Below are 5,019 nucleotides of genomic sequence, written 5' to 3' on the forward strand. Positions count from 1 at the left end.
CGCGCTCAATCACGCCCACGCGATCCAGTTCCTCGTAGCTCATGCTCACTGTCTCCATGCCCGCGGGGGTACCCCGGGCGACTGGAAAAAGCGGACATTTCTACTTTGGAGAAACCGGACATTTCTACTTGGGTACTACAGAAGGACTTGTCAAATCACCCCCTTATCGGACATGGAATTCCCTGTTGGAACTCCTATCCCCTCCAGTCGACCAGCGAGATCTGAGCGGGGCCGGTCCCGGCCTGCGTCCGCGGGCCGTGCCTAGCGCCGGGTCTGTCGCGACAGCGCGAGCAGGCCCAGCGCGAGCAGCGCCCACGTGCCGGGCTCGGGCACGAAGACCAGGTCCAGGGTCGCGAAGGTGGGCACCCTGATGAAGTAGTCCCCGCCCATCCCCGTGCCGTCGATGATCATCACCGAGGCCGTCACGAGCTGGATTGCGCCGATCCCGTTCTTGTCGCGGTTGTCGAAGCCCGTTCGCGAGATCGACAGTCCCTCCACGCCGCCCACGACCACGTCGCTCGCCGTGACGGTGCCGGTCGACCACTCCATGCCGATGGTCTGGGTGCTGAGGATCTCGTCGAGAGGAGAAGGAACGAATCCCTCCTGGACACCGCCCAGGCCGATCGGGTTGAGAAGGATGCGTAGGAGGAGATCATCGTTGATGTCAACTGGAAGGGGTTTGTCGAAGAAGTCGAAGGTGCCGTCGAGGGACATCAAGCCACCCACGGTTCCATCGGGGCGAGGCGCAAAGCTGCCGGCCGTGGCTCACGAGAAAGACGGCGCGAGACGCGATCAGCGAGGACATCGAGATCTTCTACAATCGGATCCGAAGACACTCGACGATTGGAAACATGAGTCCCGCAAGGTTCGAAGAAATGGCAATGGCCAAGGAGGCCGAAGCCGCTTAGGCAGGGTGTCTACTTTTTCGGAACAAGGTCACCTTCGAGGTCCCCTCGATGCTGGACGACGTGGTGTCCACGATCGACACCCTCGTGAAGAAGAACGGAAACCGACTGAAGATCGAGATCGACGAGCGCATCTGCGAAATGCGGGCCGATGTCACCAAAGTGCGGCAGGCGCTGTTCAACTTGCTCAGCAATGCCGCGAAGTTCACGCGTGAAGGCGAAATTGGTCTGGTCGTGGTGGGCGAAGAGGTGGATGAGGTCGAGTGGATACGGGTGTCGGTCTCGGATTCGGGGATCGGGATTCCAGCCGAAAAGATCGATCATGTCTTCGACGAATTCTCACAGGCGGACGAAACCACCACGGGCGACTACGGCGGCACGGGACTCGGCCTGCCGATCAGCCGCCGCTTCTGCCAGATGATGGGCGGCAACATCACCGTGGATAGCGTCGTGGGTGAGGGCTCCACGTTTACGATTCGGCTGCCGCTCCAGGTGGTCGAGAAGCCCGAAGCCGAGGCCCCCCAAGTCATGGCGCCGGAGCCAGGCGCGGAGTTGGTCGTACTGGTGGCCGACGACGATCCGAATGCGGTCGATCTGCTGGCGCGCCCGCTGCAGGAGGCCGGCACGAAGGTGGTGACGGCCAGCAGCGGTCAGGAAGGGCTGAAGCTCGCCCAGTCGCTGCCCCCCGCAGCCATCACGCTTGATGTGCTGATGCCGGGAATGGATGGTTGGGAAGTGCTGCGTGAACTCAAGGCCGACCCGGTGACGCGAGACATCCCGGTCATCATGGTGACGATGACCGACGATCGCTCGCTCGGTTATGCGCTGGGAGCGACCGAGTTTCTCACCAAGCCCGTGCAGCGCCCGCAGCTCGTGCAGTTGCTCGAACGATATGCGATGCAGGATGCCGAGCGCCATGCGTTCGTCGTGGACGACAAGCTCGAGAATCGGGAGGTGCTGCGCCACGCCCTCGAGAACGAGGGATGGCAGGTGAGCGAGGCCGAGAACGGCCGGGTAGCGCTCGCGAAGCTTTCCGAACTGGAACCCTCGCTGATCCTTCTCGACCTCATGATGCCCGTGATGGACGGCTTCGAGTTCGTGATGGAGATGCGCAAACGCGATTCCCAGTCGAGCATCCCCATCGTGGTGGTGACCGCCAAGGACGTCACCGAAGAGGATCGCCTCCGTCGCAATGGTGACGTCGCGGGTCTCATCGAGAAGGATGGGCTCGACCGTGAGTCGCTGCTTACCCAGATCCGCGAGCAAGTAGCCGCGACAAGGGCAAGTGGCGGCTGAGATCAAGCGCGGTTGGTGTCGCTGCGTGCAGCACGAAGATCATTGGCTGGAGTCTCGCTCGTGAACGAACGCTGCTTTCAGCATCACGAGCGATCCCGCGCGTTCTAGATCCCCGAAAGCCGGGTGATGGCGCCCCAGAACCGCTCTTGACATATCGCAACTTCTCGGACGTGGTCTCGAAAACGCGGCTTGAACTTCCTACTCTCATGCTATTGCAGGGAGATCCCATGTGAACCGACAGCTGGCAAATCAAATTGCGCATCTCGTTCAACGCTACCGAGGATGGGACTACCGTGCCGATCTCGCTGAACTCGAAGCACTCGAGACGGAAAGCTCCGATGCGATGCACGCCTATCGAATGGAGAAACTGCGCAAATTGCTCGAACACTGCCAGAAGCACGTTCCCTTCTACCGGGATGCTTTTGCAGAAGCCGGCTTTGAACCCGGAACACTCAAAGAAGAGGGAGATCTTCGCAGCTTGCCGATCATCGGCAAGGACGACCTACGGGCGGATTACTCGCGCTTCTTTGCATCGGGAAGCCAGCGCCCGTTTGATGAGTGGGCGACGAGCGGTTCGAGCGGAGAGCCCTTTTTGTTCCGGCTGGATCGGCGATCGACCACGCGCAACACCTTCGCAGGGCTCGCTCGAGGTCGACGCTGGTGGGATCTCGATGTGGGCGTCCCGGAGGTTATGATTTGGAGTGGTGTTCGCGACATCTCCGATTCTCTTGTCGGGCGGTTTCGGGCACTCGGCCGGCGGGCTTCTTGGAGTTGCAAGAACATATTGCTCGTTGACACCTACGACCTCGACAAGAAGAAGGTTCGCGCCGAGTACGATCGAGTCTTGCGCTTCGGCCCGGTCTCCACGCGCTCTATTTCCTCGGGCTTGTATCGTTTCTGCGAACTCATCGACGAGCTGGGACTCGATGGCACGCGGTTGGGAATTCGCAAAGCGATCTATACCGGAGAAGCCTTTCCTGAATCGCAGAAGAGCCTGGTCGAGCGGGTCCTCGGTTGCAAAGCCATCTCAGAATACGGTTGCACGGAACTTGGGATCATTGCCTTCGAGTGCCCCAATGGCGGCCTGCACCTTTTCCATGAAAACATGATCTTCGAGTACATGAAGGAGGGTCGCCCGGCCGAGCGTGGAGAAGAAGCCGAACTCGTAGTCACCAACCTCAACGACTTCGTCTCCCCCCTCGTGCGCTATTCCGTCGGAGATGTCGTGGTGCCCAGCAATCGCCACTGCAGCTGCGGTCGCACCCTGCCGTTGATCGAATCGGTTGGAGGGCGGACCCACGCGAGCATTCGAACCCCAACGGGTGCCGTCATTCATGGCCTCTTCTTCACGCATCTCTTCGACAACCTCCCCATCGTCCATCGCTTCCGCGTGGTCCAACCTTCACTCCAAGAGTTGCGCCTCGAGTTGACGTCAACGGAGAGTATCGGCGGTGACGTATTGCAGTCACTGGAAGATTCCGTGTCGAAGGTGATGGGGGAAGGCGTTCGTGTCATCGCCGAACAGGTCACGGATCTCCCGCTGGCAAAAAGTGGGAAGTTTCGCTGGATCGTTTCCGAAATCGACGACACCGCGTCCTAGAGGAGCCATGCCGTTTCGCCATCTTTTCATATTGACGGACATCGAAGGTGCGGCAGGCGTTACCTCGTGGCGGCAGACTCGAGAAGATGGCGCCCCACTCCTGGACGCCCGCCGCCTGCTAACCGGGGAGGTCAATGCCTTTATCGATGGCGTATTCCAAGGTGCCGGTGAACAAAGTGTCGAAACGAAAATCTCTGTCTGGGATGGGCATGGCTACGGTGGACTCGATTTCGATCTCTTGGATTCGCGCTGCAAGTCGTACACGCAGGAGGGTGAGCCAAGCTTCGCAGACCTTTTCACCCGTTGCTCGAGCGATCCCGTCCCCGTCGATGGACTCGTTTTTATCGGGCAGCATGCGATGGAGGGGCGACGGGGCAATCTCGCTCACACCTACAGCAGCCGAAGGATTCGGGAGCACCGGATAAACGACATTCCGGTCGGTGAGTTCGGCGCGCGTTCGACGCTTGCTTGGGCGTTGGGTGTGCCGACGGTTTTCTTTTCAGGCGATGATGTGGCGTGCGACGAAGCCAAGGAGTGGGTTCCCGGCATCGCGCTCGCGGTCGTCAAGCAGGCACGGGGCATCGAGGCTGCCGATTGTTTGAGCGCCGAGGAGTCGCGCGCTCTGCTTCGAAAATCCGGCGAGGAAGTCATCCGCACAGATCCGACCGATGCGCGGTGGAAGCCCGCTCGAAGTTTCGAGCCTCCTTACTCGTATCGAATTTCGTACAAGCTCTATCGGGGGATCATTCCGCGCTGGGCGAAAGTCCGACGCGCGGAGACGCTTCCCGAGCTGCTCTCTCGAGCTTGAATGCATTTGTTTCATTGATCGACTCCAACCCGATTGCAGTTGCCAGGCTCCAAAGTGGAGGCCCGCAAACGGTCGAGATCTTTAGTACATCTGTCTTAGCGGCATTCAGCTCCGGCTCACCGTGACTGGTTTCACCAACGTCAAAAACACCGGCATAACGCCCGCTAAGCCGGTGATATGCCGAGATTCTGTCGTGAGATTCGTTCCGAGATCCCGTGAGATTTTTCTTGCTGGGGAGGCTGGATGCGCCGACTCGGCCCACCCCCTATCGCGAATAATTCATGAAGAAGTCGTGGTCTTGAATTGAAGAAGGCCCCAGTTGCGGTAGAAACGAGTTGCAACACGCGTTTCCCCTCAACAAGGGCCCCTTCATGAAGCCGGATTCTACCGCACAGGCTGTCATCTTTCCC

General features: G+C 59.8%; 4 protein-coding genes. 3 read left to right on the plus strand and 1 reads right to left on the minus strand.

The window, feature by feature from the left end:
* Nucleotides 1-261: 261 nt before the first annotated feature.
* Nucleotides 262-714 carry a PEP-CTERM sorting domain-containing protein gene (locus GY937_26405; protein MCP5060247.1) on the minus strand — a complete coding sequence of 151 codons (453 nt, stop codon included), beginning with the start codon at nt 712-714 and terminating at the stop codon, nt 262-264.
* Nucleotides 715-956: 242 nt separating this feature from the next.
* Here GY937_26405 and GY937_26410 point away from each other — a divergent pair, with 242 nt between their 5' ends.
* The 3 genes from GY937_26410 to GY937_26420 all read left to right on the plus strand — a co-directional run bounded on the left by GY937_26410 (nt 957) and on the right by GY937_26420 (nt 4,609).
* The gene (locus tag GY937_26410) at nt 957-2,201 is read left to right on the plus strand and encodes a response regulator (protein MCP5060248.1); all 1,245 of its coding nucleotides are present in this window, start codon (nt 957-959) and stop codon (nt 2,199-2,201) included.
* Between the two features lie 229 nt (nt 2,202-2,430).
* Nucleotides 2,431-3,801 (plus strand): phenylacetate--CoA ligase family protein, encoded by a 1,371-nt coding sequence (locus GY937_26415; GenBank protein ID MCP5060249.1) that lies wholly within the window; start codon nt 2,431-2,433, stop codon nt 3,799-3,801.
* Nucleotides 3,802-3,808: 7 nt separating this feature from the next.
* Nucleotides 3,809-4,609 (plus strand): hypothetical protein, encoded by an 801-nt coding sequence (locus tag GY937_26420; GenBank protein MCP5060250.1) that lies wholly within the window; start codon nt 3,809-3,811, stop codon nt 4,607-4,609.
* Nucleotides 4,610-5,019 lie beyond the last annotated feature (410 nt).

Source organism: bacterium (assembly GCA_024228115.1).
GTDB lineage: Bacteria > Myxococcota_A > UBA9160 > UBA9160 > UBA6930.

What these genes read in the sequence shown, in the direction of transcription:
- GY937_26405 (MCP5060247.1), bottom strand. Translation starts at nt 714, where the DNA reads ATGTCCCTCGACGGCACCTTCGACTTCTTCGACAAACCCCTTCCAGTT.
- GY937_26420 (MCP5060250.1), top strand. Translation starts at nt 3,809, where the DNA reads ATGCCGTTTCGCCATCTTTTCATATTGACGGACATCGAAGGTGCGGCA.
- GY937_26410 (MCP5060248.1), top strand. Translation starts at nt 957, where the DNA reads ATGCTGGACGACGTGGTGTCCACGATCGACACCCTCGTGAAGAAGAAC.